The sequence below is a fragment of the Nitrospira sp. genome (genome assembly GCA_030653545.1).
Taxonomy (GTDB): domain Bacteria; phylum Nitrospirota; class Nitrospiria; order Nitrospirales; family Nitrospiraceae; genus Nitrospira_D.
The window spans coordinates 1-18,524 of the sequence record JAURZE010000026.1; the positions used below are offsets into that span (position 1 = coordinate 1).

Annotated in this window: 20 protein-coding genes; 14 read left to right on the top strand and 6 right to left on the bottom strand. The window is 56.8% G+C overall.

Annotated features, from left to right (window positions below; translation table 11 throughout):
* The first annotated feature begins 404 nt into the window (after positions 1 to 404).
* From pheA to Q7U39_13035, 11 genes are read left to right on the top strand one after another with little or no spacing between them, the layout of a single operon-like run.
* Complete coding sequence (gene pheA / locus Q7U39_12985) at positions 405 to 1,481, top strand: prephenate dehydratase (protein MDO9118865.1); 1,077 nt, start codon at positions 405 to 407, stop codon at positions 1,479 to 1,481.
* 4 nt (positions 1,482 to 1,485) lie between these two features.
* A complete protein-coding gene (hisC, locus tag Q7U39_12990) occupies positions 1,486 to 2,568 on the top strand; it encodes a histidinol-phosphate transaminase (protein MDO9118866.1) in 1,083 nt (360 codons plus the stop codon).
* 18 nt (positions 2,569 to 2,586) lie between these two features.
* Positions 2,587 to 3,600: a 3-deoxy-7-phosphoheptulonate synthase gene (aroF, locus tag Q7U39_12995; protein MDO9118867.1), complete on the top strand. Its 1,014-nt coding sequence runs from the start codon at positions 2,587 to 2,589 to the stop codon at positions 3,598 to 3,600.
* 41 nt (positions 3,601 to 3,641) lie between these two features.
* Positions 3,642 to 4,535, top strand: coding sequence for a prephenate dehydrogenase/arogenate dehydrogenase family protein (locus Q7U39_13000; protein ID MDO9118868.1), 894 nt, complete (start codon positions 3,642 to 3,644; stop codon positions 4,533 to 4,535).
* A 7-nt stretch (positions 4,536 to 4,542) separates the two neighbouring features.
* Positions 4,543 to 5,859, top strand: coding sequence for a 3-phosphoshikimate 1-carboxyvinyltransferase (aroA, locus tag Q7U39_13005; GenBank protein MDO9118869.1), 1,317 nt, complete (start codon positions 4,543 to 4,545; stop codon positions 5,857 to 5,859).
* Between the two features lie 51 nt (positions 5,860 to 5,910).
* Positions 5,911 to 6,570 carry a (d)CMP kinase gene (gene cmk, locus Q7U39_13010; GenBank protein MDO9118870.1) on the top strand — a complete coding sequence of 220 codons (660 nt, stop codon included), beginning with the start codon at positions 5,911 to 5,913 and terminating at the stop codon, positions 6,568 to 6,570.
* Positions 6,567 to 7,265: a lysophospholipid acyltransferase family protein gene (locus tag Q7U39_13015; protein MDO9118871.1), complete on the top strand. Its 699-nt coding sequence runs from the start codon at positions 6,567 to 6,569 to the stop codon at positions 7,263 to 7,265. Before cmk ends, Q7U39_13015 begins: the two co-directional genes overlap by 4 nt.
* A gap of 55 nt (positions 7,266 to 7,320) precedes the next feature.
* A complete protein-coding gene (locus tag Q7U39_13020; GenBank protein ID MDO9118872.1) occupies positions 7,321 to 9,030 on the top strand; it encodes a 30S ribosomal protein S1 in 1,710 nt (569 codons plus the stop codon).
* A gap of 39 nt (positions 9,031 to 9,069) precedes the next feature.
* Positions 9,070 to 9,969, top strand: a complete 900-nt coding sequence (gene sppA / locus Q7U39_13025; protein MDO9118873.1) for a signal peptide peptidase SppA — start codon at positions 9,070 to 9,072, stop codon at positions 9,967 to 9,969.
* 59 nt (positions 9,970 to 10,028) lie between these two features.
* The gene (locus Q7U39_13030; protein ID MDO9118874.1) at positions 10,029 to 10,307 is read left to right on the top strand and encodes an HU family DNA-binding protein; all 279 of its coding nucleotides are present in this window, start codon (positions 10,029 to 10,031) and stop codon (positions 10,305 to 10,307) included.
* 19 nt (positions 10,308 to 10,326) lie between these two features.
* Entirely contained in the window at positions 10,327 to 11,328 is a 1,002-nt protein-coding gene (locus Q7U39_13035; protein MDO9118875.1) for a PCP reductase family protein, read from the top strand.
* A gap of 156 nt (positions 11,329 to 11,484) precedes the next feature.
* Here Q7U39_13035 and Q7U39_13040 read toward each other — a convergent pair whose 3' ends face one another.
* Positions 11,485 to 11,805, bottom strand: a complete 321-nt coding sequence (locus Q7U39_13040; GenBank protein MDO9118876.1) for a hypothetical protein — start codon at positions 11,803 to 11,805, stop codon at positions 11,485 to 11,487.
* A gap of 249 nt (positions 11,806 to 12,054) precedes the next feature.
* Between Q7U39_13040 and Q7U39_13045 the strand changes: the two genes are divergently transcribed.
* From Q7U39_13045 to Q7U39_13055, 3 genes are all read left to right on the top strand, one after another.
* Complete coding sequence (locus Q7U39_13045) at positions 12,055 to 13,212, top strand: VCBS repeat-containing protein (GenBank protein ID MDO9118877.1); 1,158 nt, start codon at positions 12,055 to 12,057, stop codon at positions 13,210 to 13,212.
* Between the two features lie 336 nt (positions 13,213 to 13,548).
* Positions 13,549 to 13,737 carry a hypothetical protein gene (locus tag Q7U39_13050; GenBank protein MDO9118878.1) on the top strand — a complete coding sequence of 63 codons (189 nt, stop codon included), beginning with the start codon at positions 13,549 to 13,551 and terminating at the stop codon, positions 13,735 to 13,737.
* 40 nt (positions 13,738 to 13,777) lie between these two features.
* Positions 13,778 to 14,668 (top strand): D-alanyl-D-alanine carboxypeptidase family protein, encoded by an 891-nt coding sequence (locus Q7U39_13055; GenBank protein MDO9118879.1) that lies wholly within the window; start codon positions 13,778 to 13,780, stop codon positions 14,666 to 14,668.
* A 342-nt stretch (positions 14,669 to 15,010) separates the two neighbouring features.
* Here Q7U39_13055 and Q7U39_13060 read toward each other — a convergent pair whose 3' ends face one another.
* The 5 genes from Q7U39_13060 to lipB all read right to left on the bottom strand — a co-directional run bounded on the left by Q7U39_13060 (position 15,011) and on the right by lipB (position 18,509).
* A complete protein-coding gene (locus Q7U39_13060) occupies positions 15,011 to 15,544 on the bottom strand; it encodes a hypothetical protein (GenBank protein ID MDO9118880.1) in 534 nt (177 codons plus the stop codon).
* 183 nt (positions 15,545 to 15,727) lie between these two features.
* Positions 15,728 to 16,027, bottom strand: coding sequence for a hypothetical protein (locus tag Q7U39_13065; protein MDO9118881.1), 300 nt, complete (start codon positions 16,025 to 16,027; stop codon positions 15,728 to 15,730).
* 18 nt (positions 16,028 to 16,045) lie between these two features.
* On the bottom strand, positions 16,046 to 16,357 hold the full coding sequence (locus Q7U39_13070; GenBank protein ID MDO9118882.1) for a hypothetical protein: 312 nt from the start codon (positions 16,355 to 16,357) through the stop codon (positions 16,046 to 16,048).
* 121 nt (positions 16,358 to 16,478) lie between these two features.
* On the bottom strand, positions 16,479 to 17,735 hold the full coding sequence (locus tag Q7U39_13075; GenBank protein ID MDO9118883.1) for a Glu/Leu/Phe/Val dehydrogenase: 1,257 nt from the start codon (positions 17,733 to 17,735) through the stop codon (positions 16,479 to 16,481).
* 36 nt (positions 17,736 to 17,771) lie between these two features.
* The gene (gene lipB / locus Q7U39_13080; protein ID MDO9118884.1) at positions 17,772 to 18,509 is read right to left on the bottom strand and encodes a lipoyl(octanoyl) transferase LipB; all 738 of its coding nucleotides are present in this window, start codon (positions 18,507 to 18,509) and stop codon (positions 17,772 to 17,774) included.
* Positions 18,510 to 18,524 lie beyond the last annotated feature (15 nt).

Sequence of the window (18,524 nt, forward strand, 5' to 3'; positions counted from 1 at the left end):
GCCCACTGCGCCAGTTGCTGGCGTTCGGGATCAGTCAGCTGCAGGGACGGGGCAATGCGCATAGGCCAGTCCTCCTCTTGGGGAGGAGTATACCCGTACGGTATAATAAGTAAAGCTATTTATGTATCACTACACTAGCGCTTGCGGGCGAGAATCGCGCAATAGACGAGGAACCAGCTAAGGTTAGGCCTTGGTTTTCGACCCCTCACGATTCCGGTTCATTCTGGCGGCCGTGATTCTCCTCTCCCAACTGATCTTCCCCTGGTAGACGCAAGCTCTTGAAAGACTAGGGAGTCTCCTTGCAATGGTCGATTCGAATCCTGTATCATCTCTTGCTTACTCGCACTCGATCTGCCTCTGGACAGTCGTCCAACTCATGAGGCACGGGTGGAGGGGGTTCGTGCATGTCTGGTGACCTTTCCGGATATCGGAAGGAGATTGATCGTATCGACGATGAGATTCTCCGTCTGCTCAATGAGCGGTCGAAGAGCGTCATCGAGATCGGTCATATCAAGAAAGCCCAGGATGCGGACGCCAATCTGCATACCCCTGCTCGCGAAGCCGCCATTATTGAGCGATTAGTCGGTCAAAATACCGGTCCGTTCCCATCAGAAGCCATCCGTCCCGTGTACCGGGAGATCATGTCGGCGTCCCTCTCGCTGGAAGGTCCGCAGAAGGTGGCCTATCTGGGCCCCCGCGCGACGTTCACGCACATGGCCTGCATGCAGAAATTCGGATCGTCGGCCCAATACATTCCGGTCCACAGTATCAAGGAAGTGTTCAACGAAGTGGAGCGGGGCCGCGCGAATTTCGGCGTCGTGCCGATCGAGAACACGACCGAAGGCGTGGTGAACCACACGCTCGATATGTTCATCGATTCGAACCTCCTGATCTACGGAGAAGTGCTCCAAGAGGTCTCCCACCATCTGATGTCTAAGTCCGGGGTGGTGGAAGAGGTGAAGAAAATCTGTTCGCATCCTCAGGCGATCGCACAATGCCGCAATTGGATCGAGACCCATATGCCGCATGTGCTGGTGTCTGAAGTTGCCAGCACAGCCCGCGCTGCGGAAATGTGCCAGGAAGATACCACCATCGCTGCGATTGCTTCGGAGCTGGCGGCTCAGCTCTACGGGCTCAAAGTGATGAAGGCGCGGATCGAAGATAATCTGAATAACTTCACTCGTTTCCTTGTTCTGTCGCAGAAGCCACCGCAACGCACTGGCAAGGATAAGACATCGCTGATGTTGTCGATTAAAGACAAGGTCGGTGCGCTCTATGATTTGCTCCGGCCCTTTGCCTCAAATGGCATCAGCATGACGAAGATTGAATCACGTCCATCCCGGCGGAAGGCATGGGAGTATATCTTCTTCGTCGATGTGGAAGGCCACATGGAAGAAGAGCGTGTGAATCGAGCGATCGAAGAAATCAAAGGCCGCTGCCTTTTTATGAAGATCCTGGGTTCGTATCCGGCCCACAATTAGATCTATGACACTGCGAATTCATCCAGACATTGCCTCGCTCAGCCCCTATGTTCCGGGGAAGCCGATTGAAGAATTGCAGCGTGAGCTGGGCCTGGCTCGCGTGATCAAGCTCGCCTCGAATGAGAATCCGCTTGGACCATCGCCGAAAGCCCTGGCCGCACTTGTCGGGGGGCATGACAGTTTGCATCGGTATCCGGACGGTGGCGCGTATCGATTGCGTCAAGCGTTGGCCGATCGATGGAAGGTCAGCCTCGATCACATTATTCTCGGCAATGGATCAGACGAAGTCCTCGGCCTGCTGGCCCGGACGTTCCTGGCGCCGGGCGATGAAGCGGTGATGGCCGATCAGACCTTCGTGATTTACAAGATGGAAGTCACGGCCGCTCACGGAAAAGCGGTGATCGTTCCGTTGGTCAACTGGACGCATGATCTCGACGGCATGGCCAAAGCGATCACGTCCAAGACCAGGCTCGTCTTTCTCTGCAACCCCAATAACCCCACCGGCACCATGGTTGCCGCCGATGCCGTTGCCCGGTTCATGGCGCAGGTTCCTGAAAATGTGATCGTGGTCTTTGATGAGGCCTATCTCGAATATGTGCGCGATCCGCATTTTCCGGACAGCCTGCAGTATGTGATGCAGGGGCGGAATGCGATTGTGCTGAGAACGTTCTCGAAAATTTACGGTCTGGCCGGGCTGCGGATCGGGTACGGGATTACGACCCCGGAGATCACGAACTGTCTGAACCGCGTGCGGCCGCCGTTCAATGCCAACACGCTGGCGCAGCGTGCGGCTTTGGCCGCGCTGGGCGACGACGAACATGTGGCAAAGAGTCGAGCCGTGAACGCGGCGGGCATGCAGCAACTCGAAAGCGGTTTACGAGCGCTGGGATTTGCCGCGATTCCCAGCCAGGCGAATTTCGTGTATTTCGACGTCAAGCGCGATGGTCGGGCTCTGTTCGATGCCTTGCTGCGCGAGGGCGTGATCGTGCGGCATATTGAAGGTACGATGCTGCGTGTCACGATCGGGCAGACGGACGAGAATGACGCATTCCTGACCTCGTTGAAGAAAGTCTTGCAGTCGAAGTGAAGCAATAGAGAGGGCACCATGATTATCGTCTTGAGACCTGACGCATCTGAACGCGAAGTCGATCACATTATCGATCGGCTGCGAGAGTTGGGACTGAAGTCGCAAATCTCCACCGGTCAGGAGCGCACCATCATCGGGGTGATCGGCGACGATCGGATCTTGCACAATCAGCCCCTGACCGCGTTGCCCGGGGTGGAAAGCGTGTTGCCGATTCTCGCTCCCTGGAAACTGGTGAGCCGGGAATTCAAGAAGGAACCGACCATCATCGATGTGGGCGGAGTGAAGATCGGCGGGAAGAAGCTCGTCATCATGGCGGGCCCCTGTGCGGTGGAGCGCCTCGAACTTACGGTCGGGATTGCCCATGAAGTGAAGGCCGCCGGAGCTTCGGTGCTGCGCGGCGGAGCCTATAAACCAAGAACGTCGCCCTATTCCTTCCAAGGCTTGGGCCGTGAAGGGCTGGACTATCTGCTTGAGGCCAAGAAGCAAACGGGGTTGCCGGTCGTCAGCGAGATTTTGGACACGAGAGACATTGAGCTGTTTCTGGAGAAGGCCGATATCATTCAGATTGGCGCCCGCAATATGCAGAATTTCGAACTCCTGAAGGAGGTTGGTGCTTACGATAAGCCGGTGCTGTTGAAGCGCGGATTGTCGGCGACCATCAAGGAGTTTCTCCTGTCGGCGGAGTACATCATGTCGCGCGGCAATCGCAACGTCATGCTGTGTGAACGCGGCATCCGGACGTTTGAAACCCAGTATCGCAATACGCTGGATCTGGCGGCGATTCCGACCCTGAAAGAGCTGTCGCATCTCCCCGTCATTGTCGATCCCAGCCATGCGACAGGGAAATGGCAGCTGGTGGCGCCCATGTCCAAGGCGGCGATTGCGGCTGGGGCTGATGGCCTGTTGATCGAGGTTCATTCCAATCCGGAATGTGCCTTGTGTGACGGCGAGGAATCGATTAAGCCGTCAAAGTTCAAAGAGCTGATGCACGATCTTGGCAATATTGGCAGAGCGGTCGGGCGAGAAATTTAGTCTGTCACAAATTCTCTCAGGGGAATAGGCCGCGATAGCTCATGGCAGTTCATTTTAAACAGGTCGCGATTATCGGAGTGGGTCTGATCGGCGGGTCGCTCGGGATGATCCTGCGCCGCAAGGGGTTGGCCGATCAGGTGGTCGGCATAGGCCGGCGGGTGGAGAATCTGAAGACGGCCGTCGAGTTGGGCGCAATCGATCGCTATGTCGCCGACCCTCAAGAAGGTGTGCGTGGCGCAGATCTCATAATTCTGGCCACCCCGGTCGATACCTACGACCGGCACCTGAAGGACTGGGCCTCGTGCCTTTCCCCGGGGGCGATTGTGAGCGACGTCGGGAGTGTGAAGGGCTTATTGGTCGAACAGTCCGAAGCCAGCATGCCGGACGGCGTCCATTTCGTCGGAGCGCATCCGATTGCCGGAAAAGAAAAAACCGGTGTGGCGGCAGGAACTGATCAGCTGTTTCAGGGGGCGCGCTGCATCCTGACGCCTACCTCAAAAACCAATGTGGAAGCGTTGGAGCGAGTGCGGGCGTTATGGCAGGAGACGGGCTCGATCGTGCTGACCATGGATCCGCATTTGCACGATCAGATTCTGGGCGCCGTGAGTCATTTGCCGCACGTTGCGGCCTTCGCGCTGATCACAGCGTTGGCGAATCTTCGCGACCGTGAAATTACAACCCTCGACTTGGCCGCTCACTCCGGAGGCGGGCTGCGGGATACGACGAGGATTGCGGCGAGTTCTCCTGAGATGTGGCGGGATATCTTCCTCTGGAATCGCGAGAACGTGGTGCACTTCATCGATGCCTATCAGGAATCGCTCCAGGAATTCCGGCGCTTAGTTCATGCGGGTGACGGGGCCGGGATCGAAAAGGCGCTTGAGCGTGCCAAATTCGAGCGCGAGAAATTGAACGTTCGTCCTTCTGTACCGGTGTAACTGAACGATGGCTTCATTGACGATCACCCCAGGCCGCGCGCTCACAGGGACCATTACGGTGCCCGGGGATAAGTCTGTGACCCATCGCGCGATCATCCTCACGTCATTGGCGGAGGGCGAAAGCCGATTGTCCAGCTACTGTCGCGGGGAAGACTGCTTGAACACGATGCGTGCATTTCAGGCACTCGGCATTCACATTGATGAACAGCCGGACGTGCTTTGCGTGCATGGAAAAGGGATGTGGGGTTTGCGGGAAGCCGATGCCCCGATCGATTGCGGCAATTCAGGGACCGGGACTCGTTTATTGACCGGGCTGTTGGCCGGTCAGGATTTCTTCACGATTTTAACCGGAGACGAGTCGATCCGTCGGAGGCCGATGGGGCGTGTGGTGAAGCCCCTGCGAGAGATGGGCGCGGTGATTGCCGGGCGTAAAGGCGGCGAACTGGCTCCGCTGGCCATTACCGGCGCGCGGTTGCACGGGATTGATTACACCTCGCCGGTGGCCAGTGCACAGATCAAGTCGTCACTATTGTTTGCAGGGCTCTTTGCCGAAGGCACCATGCGGTTTCGCGAGCCGCGCCTGTCCCGCGATCATACGGAGCGGATGTTCCAGTCGTTCGGGATTCCGTTGCGGCAGGATGCCGGGACCTTGGTTCTACAGGGGAGGCCATCGTCCGGCTGGACCGGCCGCGCGATCGTGATCCCCGGAGATTTTTCCGCTGCGGCATTCTTTCTGGTCGGAGCGAGCATTATTCCAGGTTCTGACGTGACGATTCAGAATGTCGGGATCAATCCGACCAGAACCGGACTGATTGATGTATTGACGGCCATGGGAGCCAAGATCGACGTGCTCAATCGGCGCGATCAAGCCGGTGAACCGGTGGCGGATCTTCGTGTCAGGTCGGCTGGGCTGAAGGGTGTGGCGGTTGGTCCTGAACTCATCCCGCAGACGATCGACGAATTCCCGATCCTCTGTGTGGCGGCGGCGGTTGCGGAAGGTGAGACGACGATCTCCGGCGCCGAAGAGCTCCGTGTGAAGGAAAGCGACCGTATTGCCACGATGAGTGCCGAGCTGAAAGCCATGGGAGCTCAGATCACAGAACAGCCTGACGGTATGGTGATCCGAGGGCTGGGACAGGCGGGAAAGAATGGCCGGTTGGTCGGCACGATGAAAGGGCAAAGCCATGGCGACCATCGCGTGGCGATGTCGTTGGCCATCGGTGGGTTAACGGCGAGTACTCCCACAGCTGTCGCGGAAACGGGCTGCGTGGATACCTCGTTCCCGAATTTCGAGCGCACCCTGGCGAGCTTGTTGACGGCATAGGCCTGAGGGCTATAATACGGCTCTTTTGGCTTGAGGAGGCAGGTAGCGGCAGTGATCATTGCGATTGATGGACCAGCCGGCGTGGGGAAAAGTACGGTTGCTCGGCAGCTGGCGTCGAGGCTGGGCTATCTCTATCTTGATACGGGAGCGCTCTATCGGGCGGTAGCTTGGAAGACGCTGCGGAGCGGAATCGATCCGTCGCATCAGGAGCAGGTGACGGCCCTGCTTCCATCCCTCTCGATTCAGATGTTGTTTCAAAACGGTGCGATGCTGGTATTGGTCAACGATGTGGATGTCACGAATGAATTGCGTACGCCCGACGTGACGGCAGCGGCCTCTATCGTCTCGGCGATCCCTGCCGTCCGCGAATGGCTCTTGCCGGTGCAACGCCAAATCGGGCAGCGCGGCTCGGTCGTGGCTGAAGGCCGTGACATCGGGACCAAAGTGTTTCCTTCAGCGCCGGTGAAATTCTTTCTTGAGGCAGACGCGACCGTGCGGGCCGAGCGTCGCCATCGCGAGCTGGTGGCTGCCGGCCATGGCGGGCCGATGGAGAAGACCTATCAGGATTTGTCCGGTCGCGACGAACGGGATCGAACGCGCGCGGTCGCGCCGCTCGTGCCCGCAGCCGATGCGCGATTGATCGATACCTCGTCGTTGCGGATTGAAGATGTGGTGGAGCAGATGCTGGCGGTGGTTGCGGCGATCTCGTGAGCGGGTTGGTCTACGGGATCCTCTGGGTCTTGGTGCGAGTCTCCGCAGCGGTCTTGTTTCGGTACAAAGTGGAAGGGACGTTGCCGCGGACCGGCGGAATACTCATTGCGGCCAATCACGCCAGTTACGTCGATATTCCGCTTCTGGGTTGCGGGATGAAGCGGCGGGCCTGGTATCTCGGACGCAACGACTTGTTTCCTGTGCCGGTGCTTAACGGGATTTTGCAGCGGCTTGGCTGGATCCCGCTCCGACCGGGCCGGTTAGACCGGGAGGCGTTCGGGAAAGCGATCAGCCTGATTCAGGCCGGTAAGGTCGTGGTGATCTTTCCGGAAGGCGGACGCAGTCACGATGGCCATTTGCGGCAGCCGAAATCGGGCATCGGGGTGATCGTTTCGCAGACCGGTTGTCCGGTGGTGCCAGCCTATTTGAAAGGGACATTCGACGTCTTGCCGACCGGTGCCAGGTGGCCAAGGTTTCGGCAGGTGACGGTGAAGCTGGGAGACCCGCTGACTTTCGAGAGCGGGCATCCCAAAGAACACGATAAGGGAGATGCCAAGCGATTTTACCAACAGGTCAGCCGCACGGTGATCACGCATATCGCCGCCCTCGGAAATGTTCCTCCTCCCATGGTGGGACATGAAGGCGGGCGAGTGTCACCGGAGCCGCCGACTACCGGAGCTCGCAACGCTGAGTGAGCCCGGTTTTTTCACCATCAGCACCCGGCCCATGCCGGAGGATTAGGATCTGTCCATGAGTACCGCATCAACAGGGAATGAACCGAAGTTAGACCGCGCCGCGTTGGCCGCCCTCTATGAGGAGACCTTCCGTAATCTTGAGGAGGGCACGATCACCGAAGGCCGCGTAGTGGCATTGACGAAGGATAAAGTCGTCGTCGATATCGGCTACAAGTCCGAGGGCATGATTCCGAGCGATCAATTCTCGCCGGATGATCTCCAGGCGCTCAAGGTGGGCGACAGCCTCCAGGTCTACATCGAAGAATGTGAAGATGACGACGGCAACTTGGTTCTTTCCAAGGAAAAAGCCGACAAGATGAAGATCTGGGAAGAGCTCGAAAAGCTCTTCAATGAAGAAAAGAGCATTGACGGGAAAATCATTTCGCGGATCAAGGGCGGCATGATGGTCGATATCGGCGTCAAAGCGTTTTTGCCGGGCTCCCAGATCGACCTGCACCCCGTGCGCGATTTGGACGGTCTCGTCGGCAAGACCTTCCCGCTGAAGATCATCAAGATCAACCATCGGCGAGGCAATGTGGTGGTGTCTCGTCGTGTCCTTCTTGAGGAGACTCGCGATACGAAGCGGAAGACCACGCTTGCCAATCTCAAAGAAGGCCAGCTGATTCAGGGTATGGTCAAGAACATCACCGATTACGGGGCGTTTATCGACCTCGGCGGAATCGACGGCTTGCTCCATATCACGGATATGTCGTGGGGTCGTGTCGGCCATCCGTCGGAAATGTTCACCGTCGGCGATCGTGTGGAAGTCAACGTGTTGAAATACGATCGGGAGACCGGCCGTATCTCGCTCGGACTGAAGCAGAAGTCCGCCGATCCCTGGACCAATGTGGCCGGGAAGTATCCGATCGGCACGCGGGTGCGCGGGCGGGTAGTGAGCTTGACGGATTATGGAGCATTCATCGAGCTCGAGCCGGGCGTTGAAGGATTGGTCCATGTCTCGGAAATGTCCTGGACTCATGAAGTGCGTCATCCTTCGCGTGTCGTGACCGTGGGCGATCAGGTGGAAGCTGCCGTGTTGAACGTGGATCCCGCCAGCCGGAAGATTTCGCTGGGCATGAAGCAGACCGCGCCCAATCCCTGGGACATGATCGAGAGCAAGTATCCGATCGGGACGAAGATCGAAGGGAAAGTGAAGAGCTTGACCGATTTCGGGGCCTTCATTGGACTGGAAGAGGGCATCGATGGTTTGATTCACATCTCCGATATGTCGTGGACCAAGCACATCAAGCATCCGTCAGAGCTGTTCAAGAAGGCGCAGAAGGTCGACGCGGTCGTGTTGCGGATCGATAAAGAAAAGGAACGGCTGTCACTCGGGTTCAAGCAGCTCTCACGCGATCCGTGGGATGATGAAATCCCGGCGCGCTACCATGTCGGCGATTCGGTGACCGGGAAGGTCAGCAAGGTGGCCGACTTTGGAATCTTCATCGAGCTGGAAGGCGGCGTCGAAGGGTTGATTCACATCAGCGAAGCCGGACTGGACGGCGCGGCGAAGCTCGAAGAGAAGTTCAAGCTGTTAGATGACGTGGCCGCGAAGATTATCAAGGTCGATCGCGAGGAGCGGAAGATTGCGCTCAGCTTGCGCGAACATCAATCCGACTCCGATCGCCGACAGGTCGATGAATATCATTCAACGCAGGGCGCGCTCGATCAAAGCCTCGGACGAGCCGCGAAGCAGAGCCGTAAAAAGTCGCAGGCGGAAGACTAATGCGAGGCCAACGGTTGTCTGACACAAACATGAGTCATCATGGCTGACGACCAACCAACAGAACGCAGTCCCAAACGCTCTCTGCTGCGCAAGTTCCTTTGGGTCGTGGGGGGTGGTTTGGGGTTGCTGTTCCTGGTCAATGTATTGTTGCCCGATCTTGATCTCTCGGGCGAGGATCGCATTGCGCTGATCCGCATCGAGGGCGTCATTCTTGACGCCCAGGAAACGCTCGGCGAGCTGAAGAAATTCAGTGAGAATCCTTCCGTTAAGGCGATCGTGCTTCGAATCGATAGCCCGGGCGGAGGGGTGGTCCCCTCGCAGGAGATTTACGACGCGGTGCGCCGGGTGCGGACCAAGAGCAACAAAGCCGTGATTGCGTCGATGGGGAGCGTGGCGGCGTCGGGCGGCTACTATATTGCCGCCGCGACCGACCGTATCGTGGCGAACCCCGGAACCCTGACCGGAAGTATCGGGGTAATCATGGAGATGGCCAATGTCGAGGGCCTTCTCCAGAAGATCGGCGTCGAAGGCGTGGTTGTGAAAAGCGGGAAGTACAAAGACGTCGGCTCTCCGCTGAGAAAGATGAGCGAGGAAGAGCGGGGGTTGTTGCAAACTGTTATGGACGATGTCCATAAGCAGTTCATTGAAGCCGTCGCCGAAGGCCGCTCGCTCGAGGTGACCGAGGTTCAGGCGTTGGCCGATGGCCGGATTTTTACCGGGCGCCAGGCGAAAGCCGCGAAGCTGGTCGATGAGCTTGGTAACCTGGATGATGCGATTCAGTTGGCGGCCGATGTCGTGGGAATCGAAGGTGAGCCGAAGGTCATTGAGCAGCGCCGTCGGTTTTCGATTCGTGAGCTGCTGGAGTCGAAGCTCTCGTCGGTCTTGCCTAAATTCGATTTCCATTCAGGGGTGAATCTGAAATATCTCATGGCCTATTAATCGCGCGGCAATGGCGTGCAAGGGCACTTGTCCATCAACGGTGCGAAGGGAGGGCGGACATGACGAAAGCGCAGATCATCGAGCAGATGTCGGAGAAAGTCACCACGTTGACTAAGCGGCAGGCCGAAGTCGTCGTGAATACCATTTTTGATTGTATTCGAGACTCTCTGAAGAACGGGGATAAGACCGAGATCCGCGGGTTCGGAAGTTTTCGGTTGCGTGCGAGGCGGATGAAAGAAGGGCGCAATCCGAAGACCGGTGCGACTGTCGCGGTGCCGGCGAAACGCGTCCCGTTTTTTAAGGCCGGCAAAGAACTCAAAGAGTTACTGAACCAATAGCGAGCGAGAAGGAGCTCCCATGTCATCCTCAGATTCTCTTGAGTCTGCCGGCGCCGAGATTCGCTGGACCGATGGTGCGCTGAAGCGCATGGAACGTGCTCCGGTCTTCCTTCGCGGCATGGTCCGGCGATTGGCTGAAAAGAAAGCACGGGAACTCGGTTACGAGGAGATCGACGAAGTTAAGCTGGACCAGTTCAAGGGCCAGATGATGGGGTCGATGGGGGGCGCGACCGGTATGGCGTCGGCGGCGGAGGCCATGGAGAAAGGGCAGTTGCCCTGGACCGCTGCCGCCAAAGCACGGCTCGATGCCGTTCCCGAGTTCATGCGCGGGATGATCAAGCAGATTGCGGAAGAGATGGCTCGCGAAGGCGGGCATATGGAAGTCAATATCGATTTACTCGATCGGGTCGAATCGATGGCCGATGCCCGTGAGCGCGAGTTGCCCCCGTTGACATGGAGCGAGGGCGCGTTGGCGCTCCTGCAACAGAAGATCAAAGACTCGCCGCCGATCGCGCTGGAATTTGTCAGTGACATGATCCGACACGACACGGAAGAGGTGGCCAGGGAAAAAGGGTTCACGACCATCGATGAGACAAATGTCGTGCAATTGTGGGAGGCGCCTCAGCAGAAAGTGGCCTGGTCAGATGAGGCGTGGAAGCGACTCCAGACCTCGCCTGATTTCGTCAGGAGCGGTATCCGAAAGGCGGCGGAACGGCGTGCGAGGAAGCTGGGCTTGTCTGAGATCGACTCGGACTCCCTGACGACGTTTCGCAATCAGGCGATGATGAAAGCGGTGAAACGCATTCGATCGTTCGGCTACAACGAGCTGACGTTTGACGCGTTTGATACGGCGCTAACCAAGACGAAGCGGCTTCAGGGGAACGATCAAGCTGAAAAGCGTTTGCAGGAAATCCGTGGGCATTTCTCCGATCCCAACGCGAAAAAGCCCGAGGGGGGGACGCTTGGGGCCGATCTTATGGGTCGATTCCGCAGGTATCTCAAGGGCGAAGGGGCGCTCTAACGCGCCATGCAGCTTTCGTCAACCTTCAGCGCACCCCTCTGTGCCGGGCATACGCAAACATCAACCCCGATCGTTGTGTCAGAGGTTACGGCACTGTGGCAGATAGATGAGGGTCCCCGGAATCGCTCACGCGATTCCGGGAGCACAGTCTCGAGGCTAGATCGCGCCGACCGCTTGCGGCCAGAATTTGTGACGGATCTGCGGAAGCGGTTCGTTGTCGAAATTCGGGATATCGTATAGGCACCGATCGATCGTAGCCACTTCATCTTCTGTCAAATCGAGCGTGACCTTCTTCTTCCAGAACTGATCCAGGGTGAAGTAGTCCGCCGATTGCGGCTTCTCCGCCAGTAACGTCTTCATCTTCTGGAAGCCCTCGGTATCGACCCCACCGATGCGGCCTTTGTTTCGGTCGTGACACCAGCTCAGGACCTCCGCGATCCCGTACATGGTGATGTCCACTTTCACATGTTTGCTCATTGCGTCCTCCTCAAAGTGAGCCTCATTCTAGCGCAAGTCTCGTGACATCAACAAGGCTGATTCTTACCCCAAAAGAAGAAATCATGTTGATTGCATGGTGAAACACGCCCTCTGTATACTCCGGCGGGACCACGCGTTCGTTGCATAGGGCAATAGGGCGTGAATCAATAGGCCGATAGGCCTATTCTTGCGAAGAGGGAAGTTGTGAAGCTTGTCTCGCCTCGTCCCGCTCATCGAGCGGTTGACGCGATGAAAATCGCCCTGTGCTGGCTTTTGGCTATCGGGATGTGGTCCTGCACCAAGGCCGATCCATACCAACCCCCCGATCTGTTTTACTACTACGCGAGCTACAAAGTCGGGAAGAACCCCACCACGATTACGACCGGCGATTTCAATCACGATACGTTTACGGATCTCATCACTACCAATATATCCAGTAACACCCTCTCGATCCTGCTGGGCAATGGTGATGGAAGTTTTAGAGACCAAACTCAAATCAAAGTGTGTGTCGAGCCACGGACTTTGGTTATGGCGGACTTTAACCACGACACCCATGCGGACATCGTGCTGGCCTGCTCGGGAGGCGATGAAATCGCATTTCTCATGGGGCGAGGAAACGGCAAGTATGAAGAGGGACCGCACTACCCTGTCCATCGAACGCCCGTGGCCCTCGCCACCGAAGATCTGAATGGTGACGGCCACCCTGACGTTGTTGTTGCGTTACGAAACGATAAGATCCAAGTCTTTCTTGGAACCGGAACCTCAGAATTTCACCATGGGGCGCAATATACCTATGGTGATACGCCTACGTCTGTGGCGCTGTCGGATCTCAATGGCGATGGGAAGATCGACATGGTCGTCACCAACGGCGGACCCATGTCCAATGCTGTCTCGATCTGGCTGGGCAACGGAGACGGGACGTTTCGCGACCCTAAAGACTATCGGACCGGCAAACGACCGCTCTCCGCGACGTTTGCCGACTTTAATAACGATCGCCACCGCGACCTGCTCGTGATCAATGGAGAGCGAGATAGCTTCACGACATACCTCGGCAATGGCACTGGCACATTTTTGCCGGGCAAGGATTCAGGTGCCGATGCCGGTCCTATCGCAGGTGTTACTCGCGATTTCGATGGCGACCGGATCCTCGATGTCGCCATTGCAAATTTGCAATCCAACGATCTATCGATCCTCTTCGGTAACGGTGATGGAACCTTTCACTATCCACCCAGGAACTATCCTACAAAGGCGGGCCCGTTTGCACTGGCGACATTCTGGGTAACCACCAATGCCGTCGAAGAGCCGGGATTGGTAACGGCCGACAATGGAAATGGGACGGTTTCAATTTTTCTTCATCGTGGACTGAAAGCGGTAAAGCCAGCGCCAATTGCTTCAAATGAGCATTAACTCCTCTGCGAGACACGCAATGCCAGGACTTCTTGACAGGTCTTGGACCCTCCGTTAGAGTGGCCGACAGGTGTGAGTCGGTGACACATTGTTGTCCGTGTGAGTGTAATGCCCCTGAGAACATTTACCTGGTGGTTTGCAATGGGTTCAGTCCTGACCCTTGCTGTTCTCATGGTGCAGGGGGGAATACGCGATCTGTTGGAAGGTACCCAGCCTGCTTCAGGCACCACCGCGGTAGTCTCCTTCGGCACAACCATTCTTGGTGGAGGCCTTCTGGCCGGATGCTTAGCGGTTGTTCTCAATCGAATTCGGTAATGATCCCATAGACGCGATGGTATGCGTTGCTTGAAATGCAAAGGGTTTATGATGGTCGAGCGTCACTATACGCTCATGAATCGGCGGCTCTTTGCGCGCTGTCTGAACTGCGGATTCTGGATTGATCTCGCGGATGTCCTGCGGTTCTTTCATAAGGTAATTGATAGCGGTGTTCGTGGCGGGAAAGTGCGGGAATCCTACCCGCTGTAATGTGTCCCTGTAGCTCACCGTCCGGGTAAGGAGCACCTCATTGGTTAAGTCATTTGTCCTCACGTCAACGGTTCTGGCTGCGGTATTGGGGACCTTGGTCTTGGGAATTCCTCTCGACGCCCAGGCCGAGTATAGCCATAAACATAAGCGCCAGGTCAGAGCAGTGAGTACAACGGGCGACCGCCTTCCTTGGCGAGTGGCTCCCGCTCATAGCATTTTCATGAAAGAGCTTCGATCCGGCCGTGTGCTCTACCAGCATGAATCTCTCAAGCGACTCTCGCCTGCAAGCCTCACGAAAATCATGTCCGCGCTGGTGATTTTGGAGAAGGGGAAGCTCGATGATCAGGCGACCATCAGCCGCAATGCCGCGCGGGCGCCCAAAACGCATCTTCGGCTCCGTCCAGGTGAAGTGTTCAAACTCGAGGACTTGCTCAAAGCGATGCTGATCGTGTCGGCCAATGACGCCTGTCTGGCCGCCGTGGAACATGTCGGCGGCGATGAAGAGCAGTTTGTCATGCTCATGAACGCAAAAGCTGCCGCACTCGGGTTGACCGATACCCACTTCAGCAACGGCTGTGGATTCGATGGTCCTGAGCACTATTCAACGGCCGAGGATCTGGCGAAGCTCAGTGAGGTCGCGCTACAGAATCCGATCTTCCGTGCGCTCGTGCGCGAGGAACGTGAGATTATCACTCCGATCAGTGGCCACCGTGCGTATGTCTTGCACAGCACTAATCGGCTATTGGGACGCATCCCAGGGGTGGAGGGTGTCAAAACCGGGTTCACCTCAAAAGCGGGCCGATGCCTCATTGCGAAAGTTTCACAGAACGGCAGCGACTTGTTGGTCGTGATCTTAAACTCCAATCGTCGCTGGAACACCGCCGTGAGTCTTATTGATTTCGGGCTGAAATCTACTGCAACGATGCAGTAAGTCCATCTTCATCTCTTCCCTGTCTGCAGGGTTTAATCAGCGCACAACCCTTCGAATACTGCCAGCCCCGTTTTTCATACGGATGGTTTTTCGGCAGACGTGATGGGTGTCGCGAAGCCCCCTTATCTACTGGGCATCCAGGTATCATGGGATTCTCCATAAATCAGTTGGTGTCAGCGACCTTGGATTTGGGTTTGCTTGGTATTGTCCCGTTAGGATCTCAGGGTCCTATTGAGATTCGTGCAGCAGCAGGGCTGGGAGCCCTGCTGCTGCAACGTATAAGAGGAGAAAATAATCGATTCGTGATAAACGCGGGAGAGGTATTAGTTACACAACAGAGAGCTAGTGGGGGGTAGAAAATTCGATATTGACGTCCTTCCCGAGGTAATTTACCTGAAAGCCTTGTTTGTCATAGGCCATGACGGCGCCCATCACGTTTTCATCCCCGTATTCTTCTTTTCCCAACAATTTCCGGATGTCCTCGGGGCTTTCGCTGTTCAACACATTTCTAAAGATGCCGCGAGCCTTGTGGGTGAAGCGGTTATTGATGAAAATCAGGTCGACTTTCCCATCCTGGACACGGACGCCAGCCATTGGGCCGGTGGGCTTTCGTTGATCGATCAGGAAAATAAAGGCTGCTTCCTGTTCGGCTTTGATCCCGGCAATCTTTTCATTGACCAAAACATCCAGTGCCTTCGCTTCAGTGTCGCCTAACTTCACTCCGAACAGCGACACGGTTGCGCTGGAAATCTCCTTCGATTCCATCACATCATTCTTGCTCAGCTCGTAGGGTTCAGCATGCAACGATGAGGTCGCGCTGGTGAGGATCGCCACGAGTATTCCGGCCAGCACAGGCAATCCGTATTTCTTCCTCATCGTCTCCCCTTTCGCAGATTAAAGATGTCAGTTGATCGTGCTGATTATTCAGATCATTTCAAGGATAGGCAGGTTTCATTGGGCTTGAAACATTCTATCCAAGGGAAGATGAACTTGCAAGAAAGGTCCAACTGGGAGTGAGAAGAACCGTGAGCAGGGGAAATCGAAAAGACGAGACATGCCTTAGGCGGTTATCGTGGTGGCCAGCAGCAGTTCACCTAGACGATGCAGGCGTACAAAATACGGTTGACAATCCGATTCCAGCTCCGACGTCACCTCTTCTAGGTCCGCCAAGCAGTCTTTCAGAATCTCGACTCGCTGATGGTCTAACCCTTCCGGACTGTCCAAGAAAAACACGACGCAGCCGCTAATGACGGTATCGAGGGTCATCAGCTGTCCCTGATTCGGGCTGGCAAAGGTCGGCCAGCCTTCGCTGCAATGTGTTTCCCATGCCGATATGATCGTGGCTCGATTCACGGTCATGATCCGTTGCCCCTCCAGCTATGACTGTCCCAGCCACCCTAGCGCATGGAGGAGCAGTGCGGCAAGCGTGCATAAACCGATACCGACAAACCGGTAATCCACATCGTCCCGGCTTAGGCACCATTCCACCAAACGTGATCGCCACGTCTCAGGTCCCAGAGCAAGGAACCCTCCTTTGATAAGCATGGTTAGAGCGGTCACAATCCATAGGGGTTGGTACATGAGCGGAAGGGCCGCGATCAGGAGGACGGCTCCCGCGACGACAGACAGCCATTGCCAGGTCCAAATCGCCGGTTGTTGGCGGATCACCTCCCGCAGACGTTCAACCATGAAGCGGGGCGCCAACAATAGTGAACACCCGTCAGCGAGCTAGATTCCCGCGATGGCGGCTAAGGCATAGTCCCTCATGATGAACCAGAGGGAATAGTGAGAGATATGAAGAACGTCCGGCTCAAGGGTACAGACCCCGTTGCAAATGCGCCTGGGCGACCTTATCGATTCCGTTCATCAGTGCGGCCATCCGCATGGAGACTCGCTTTTCGGTGGCGAAGAGCGTGGTCTGGTGAAATGCCGAGGTGATAATGTCCTGGAGGCGTTTTCGGATGTCCGTCTCATTCCAGAAGAACCGTTGCAGATCCTGGACCCACTCGAAATAGGACACAATGACGCCGCCGGAATTGGCTAGGATGTCAGGGATAATAAACACACCCTTGTCCTCGAGGATCCGATCGGCCTCAAGGGTGGTCGGGCCATTGGCGCCTTCCGCGAGGATCCGGCACCGAAGGGCGGCGGCATTGTGCTCGGTGATTTGTTCCGACAGCGCGGCAGGCACCAACACGGTGCATGGAAGCTGGAGCAGCTCCGCGTTCGTGATCCAATCGCCCATCTGGGTGTCCTTAAGTGTCTGGCCCTTGGTCTTGTAGCGGTCCAGGAGTTCCCGGATATTGAGTCCCTTCTCGTTATAGAGACCGCCGGTGACATCGCTCACTGCAATGACACGAGCCCCTTCTTGCTCCATGATGAGGGCGGTGTGCATTCCGACATTCCCAAATCCTTGAACCGCCACGGTAGCGCGGTCGATGGAGAGATTGAGATGCCGAAGTGCTTCCAACGTGACGTACACGACCCCTCGTCCCGTCGCTTCCTCCCGACCTAAGCTGCCGCCGATCGAGAGAGGCTTTCCTGTCACCACACCAGGGACGGCATAGCCGACTTGCTGGCTATAGGTGTCCATTATCCAGGCCATAACCTGCGCATCCGTTCCGACGTCGGGTGCCGGCACATCCTTATCGGGGCCGATCAGCGGGAAGATCTCTGCGGCGTAGCGCCTGGTCAGCCGCTGAAGTTCTCCGTGCGATAACTGTTTAGGCGCGACGGCCACGCCACCCTTGGCCCCGCCGTAGGGCAATCCCGCCAAGGCGCATTTCCATGTCATCCACATGGCGAGTGCGGCCACTTCTCCGAGGTTGACCTCGGGATGGTAGCGGACACCGCCCTTAGAAGGGCCACGCGAGGAGTCATGCTGGACGCGGTATCCAGTAAATACCTCGACGCGGTTGTCGTCCATTCGGACAGGAATGCTGACGACGAGCGAGCGCTGGGGTTGTTTGAGCCGCTCTCGCAGGTTGTGATCCAGGTGCATCGCTTCCGCTGCCTGGTCGAACTGGGAGACGGCTAATCGAAACGTCGGGGTGTCGTACTCTTTCATGTCGCCCTCACGCTGCTGCCGGAAAGAATGTCGAGTTCATGGTCTCGCCAAATTATTGAATGCGGTGGGAGCCGGTGTCTCGGTCCATTTGAGAGCCAATGTCTGTTTCAGTTGCTCGAGAAGCGAGTGTGTCACAGTCAATAAGGAAACCGGTTGCCCAACGACTTCAGCCATTGACGTCGCGTGGCAGCCTTGCAGGCCGCAGGGAGTGATCCCTCGAAATGGTGAGAGATCCATGTCCACATTGAGTGCCACTCCATGCATGGTCACGCCTCGATCCACACGAATCCCGATCGAGGCGATTTTGGCCTCGTGGGGATTTGTCACCCAGACGCCCGGAGTCTTTGGTTTCCGATGGCCGGTAATTCCGTTCTCCAGCAGGCATTGGATCACAGCCGCTTCCAGTTGCTCTACATATGAACGTACGCCTGTGGCATGGTCTGTCAGGCGAAGGATCGGGTATACCACCAGTTGTCCTGGCCCGTGATAAGTGACAGACCCGCCCCGGTTGACGTGCTGAATCTCGATACCATCCATGTGTGCCGCCGTGGGGTCACCGCCCCAGTCCGCAATCCGCGTTCTTCGGCCGACGGTATAGACCGGGTGGTGCTCGAGGATGAGGAGGGTATCGAGTCTTGAGCCCATGACGCGCTCGTGATGCAGGCGCATCTGAAGGTCCCATGCCTCAGCGTAGCGAACGGGCGAAGAGAACCAGAGCAGATCCGTCGGAGTGTGGAAACCGAGCACGTTGGACGGGTCAGCGACGCTAGGCATGCGTAGAGCCATCGG

Coding starts and splice junctions, on each gene's coding strand:
- pheA (MDO9118865.1), top strand. CDS start 405: ATGTCTGGTGACCTTTCCGGATATCGGAAGGAGATTGATCGTATCGAC.
- hisC (MDO9118866.1), top strand. CDS start 1,486: ATGACACTGCGAATTCATCCAGACATTGCCTCGCTCAGCCCCTATGTT.
- aroF (MDO9118867.1), top strand. CDS start 2,587: ATGATTATCGTCTTGAGACCTGACGCATCTGAACGCGAAGTCGATCAC.
- Q7U39_13000 (MDO9118868.1), top strand. CDS start 3,642: ATGGCAGTTCATTTTAAACAGGTCGCGATTATCGGAGTGGGTCTGATC.
- aroA (MDO9118869.1), top strand. CDS start 4,543: ATGGCTTCATTGACGATCACCCCAGGCCGCGCGCTCACAGGGACCATT.
- Q7U39_13020 (MDO9118872.1), top strand. CDS start 7,321: ATGAGTACCGCATCAACAGGGAATGAACCGAAGTTAGACCGCGCCGCG.
- sppA (MDO9118873.1), top strand. CDS start 9,070: ATGGCTGACGACCAACCAACAGAACGCAGTCCCAAACGCTCTCTGCTG.
- Q7U39_13030 (MDO9118874.1), top strand. CDS start 10,029: ATGACGAAAGCGCAGATCATCGAGCAGATGTCGGAGAAAGTCACCACG.
- Q7U39_13035 (MDO9118875.1), top strand. CDS start 10,327: ATGTCATCCTCAGATTCTCTTGAGTCTGCCGGCGCCGAGATTCGCTGG.
- Q7U39_13040 (MDO9118876.1), bottom strand. CDS start 11,805: ATGAGCAAACATGTGAAAGTGGACATCACCATGTACGGGATCGCGGAG.
- Q7U39_13045 (MDO9118877.1), top strand. CDS start 12,055: ATGAAAATCGCCCTGTGCTGGCTTTTGGCTATCGGGATGTGGTCCTGC.
- Q7U39_13050 (MDO9118878.1), top strand. CDS start 13,549: ATGCGTTGCTTGAAATGCAAAGGGTTTATGATGGTCGAGCGTCACTAT.
- Q7U39_13060 (MDO9118880.1), bottom strand. CDS start 15,544: ATGAGGAAGAAATACGGATTGCCTGTGCTGGCCGGAATACTCGTGGCG.
- Q7U39_13065 (MDO9118881.1), bottom strand. CDS start 16,027: ATGACCGTGAATCGAGCCACGATCATATCGGCATGGGAAACACATTGC.
- Q7U39_13070 (MDO9118882.1), bottom strand. CDS start 16,357: ATGGTTGAACGTCTGCGGGAGGTGATCCGCCAACAACCGGCGATTTGG.
- Q7U39_13075 (MDO9118883.1), bottom strand. CDS start 17,735: ATGAAAGAGTACGACACCCCGACGTTTCGATTAGCCGTCTCCCAGTTC.
- lipB (MDO9118884.1), bottom strand. CDS start 18,509: ATGCCTAGCGTCGCTGACCCGTCCAACGTGCTCGGTTTCCACACTCCG.